Source organism: Alcanivorax sp. HI0083 (genome assembly GCF_001635175.1).
In genome coordinates this window covers 1-2356 of the sequence record NZ_LWFX01001118.1, presented here as the reverse complement: position 1 = coordinate 2356, position 2356 = coordinate 1, and the positions used below count along the sequence as shown (strand labels likewise).

2 protein-coding genes are annotated in these 2356 nt (G+C 62.5%); one reads left to right on the top strand and one right to left on the bottom strand.

Annotated elements, in window-relative coordinates:
• The coding region (lnt, locus tag A3754_RS15535) for an apolipoprotein N-acyltransferase (RefSeq protein WP_063520436.1) at positions 1-849 on the bottom strand (849 nt) is incomplete at its 3' end.
• A gap of 128 nt (positions 850-977) precedes the next feature.
• Between lnt and A3754_RS15530 the strand changes: the two genes are divergently transcribed.
• Complete coding sequence (locus tag A3754_RS15530; protein WP_231880646.1) at positions 978-2354, top strand: B-box zinc finger protein; 1377 nt, start codon at positions 978-980, stop codon at positions 2352-2354.
• Positions 2355-2356: the final 2 nt, after the last annotated feature.

Genomic DNA, 2356 nt, shown 5'->3' with positions numbered 1-2356 from the left:
GCCGGTGATGAAGCCGCCGTGGCGTTCGGCAATCTGTTGACCTTCCTGCTCCAGGAATCCGGATACGTTCTGGTAGAAATTGGTGAGCGCGGATTCCGGCCAGATTACCAGGGTGTCGGCGGGAATAGCCTGGGTCAGCTCCTGATAGATTTGCTGGGTCCGCTCACGCATGGACAGCTGCCATTTGATGTCCTGCGGGATGTTGCCCTGCACCAGCGCGACTTTCTGGGGGGGGGCGTCGGGCGCTGTGAACGACAAGGTGTGGGACACAGCGGTGAGTACCAGCAGGGCACAGGCTGCGGCCAGGCCGGTGTACCAGTTCCTCCGGTGGGTTGCCGGGCGAATGAGACAGGCGCTGATCAGCACGGCGGTGAGCGTCAGCAGCCACACGCCGCCAATGGGGGCGAGGGTGGCAAATGGCGTGTCGATCAGGGCATAACCTGCATACAGCCAGGGGAAACCGGTGAGGAAGACGCCGCGTACCCAGTCCAGCAACAGCCAGCTACCGGCAAACACCAGCGCTGAACGCCCCAGTCGCCAGCTGGCATAAAAGGTGAGCCCGTAAAACAGGGCCAGAAAGGCGGCAAAGATGCCGGTGAACGGGATGGCCATCCATAGCGGCATGAAGCCGTAGTCGTGCATGGACACATGCACCCAGGAAATACCGAAAGCGAACATGCCGAGCCCGTACAGCCAGCCTCGCAACAGCGCTTCGCGGGCAGAAGCGGCCCGCTGCTGGCACCAGTAACCGGCACCGATGCTGACAAACAGCAGGGGCCAGAGATCATAGGGAGCGAAGGCAAGGGGAAAAAGCAGGCCGGCAATCAGGGCCAGCAGACGATCTCGCATGGGGTTCCTCGTTTCATGCTGGCGAGCAGGCCGCCTGGCGGTTTGGACTAGAGTCGATGCAACAATACGAATAAAGTAGCAGGCAAAATAACCGGTTAAACCGGAATGACAAGTCTGGGGGCATCATAGTGAAACACCCATGCAAGTACCATCCGGGAACCCAGGCGCTGTGGTATTGCGCCCATGATGGACTGCATCTGTGTCAGCAATGTGTGGAGGGTGACGAGGACCAGCTTATGGAGGCCCGTTGCTTGCTGTGCAATCACGAACTGGCGCCGGCGGGGCAGAGTCAGGTAGGGCCGCTGTGGCAGCGCCTGGACAGCTATCTGCGGCTGCCCTTCGCGTTACCGTTGTTGCCCCTGATGGCGATCTGGGCGGTGTTGGCGGCGCTATTGCCGCCGCTATGGACGATGGTGCCGGTGGCATTGTTGGCGGGATTTCCCACCTTCGCCTTTGCGGCGGCATTGATGACGTTGCGGGCCGGCCCCCGCAAAACCCGCAAGGCGGCGTTTCCTGGCTGGGACTGCCTGGGAGAAAGCGGTGTCTGGAAAAGTGCACTGTGGCAAGCCTTGCCGGCGGTAGTGGTCATTGCCCTGGCGGGTGGCCTGATGGTGACAGTATCGGTGCCGGGTGGCCTGCTGGTGGCGATGATCGGGATGCTGCTGGTGCCGGCGCTGTGGCTTGCAGTGCTGGTGCAGGGCGCAGCCCCTGGCGCTTATGCGGCGGCGGCCACCTATATCGCCTCGGCCCCCCGTGATTATGGCGTGGCGGCCGGGTTTGCGTCGTTGGGGAGTGTACTGGTGGTGGCGCTGGTAATGGTGGCCATGGACGTCTTGCCCGTGCCGCTGGTGCACGCGGTGGCCGGGTTGTTGGCTGCCTGGTGGTGGCTGGTGCTGGCGGGGCTGTGTGGTGATATTGCCGTCCGTCATGGCCGACAGTGGGGGCTGAATCAGGGGGGGCGGCGTGTCACCCAGCCGTTGGCCGAGCGTCGGCAACGCACCCAGCTGTGCGCCGGGCGGTTCGACAAGGTGCTGCTGACAACCACGAAAGTCATCAAGTCGAAGAAAGCCACAGTGGGGGACTGGCATCATCACGACCAGTTGCTGGCGGTGCTGGGTAAAGAGCAAGAACGGATTGCTCTGGCGGAGCCTTACCTGGATTGGCTGATTGGTGCGCAGGCCTGGGGTGATGCCATGGCACTGGTTACTCGCCAGCGCCTGCGCGACCGGCAGTGGTTGCCGGCGGCGCCAGCATTACGGTTGGCATTGGCTGAAGGTGTTTATAGCCGTGATCCCAAACTGGCGGTTGCCTTGCTCAAGGACCTCCACCAGAAACACCCGGATTTTACCGATCTTGGGGAAGCCTACCTGTTGTTGGCGAAAGTGCTGGCCGAGCAGTTCGGGCTGGCGGGCAAGGCCGAGCAGTACCTGCGTTTTGTGGAAAGCCATTGCCGCGATGCCCGCTTGCGCCAGAAAGTCTTGGAGTGCCGGGCTGCCTGGGGGTGAGT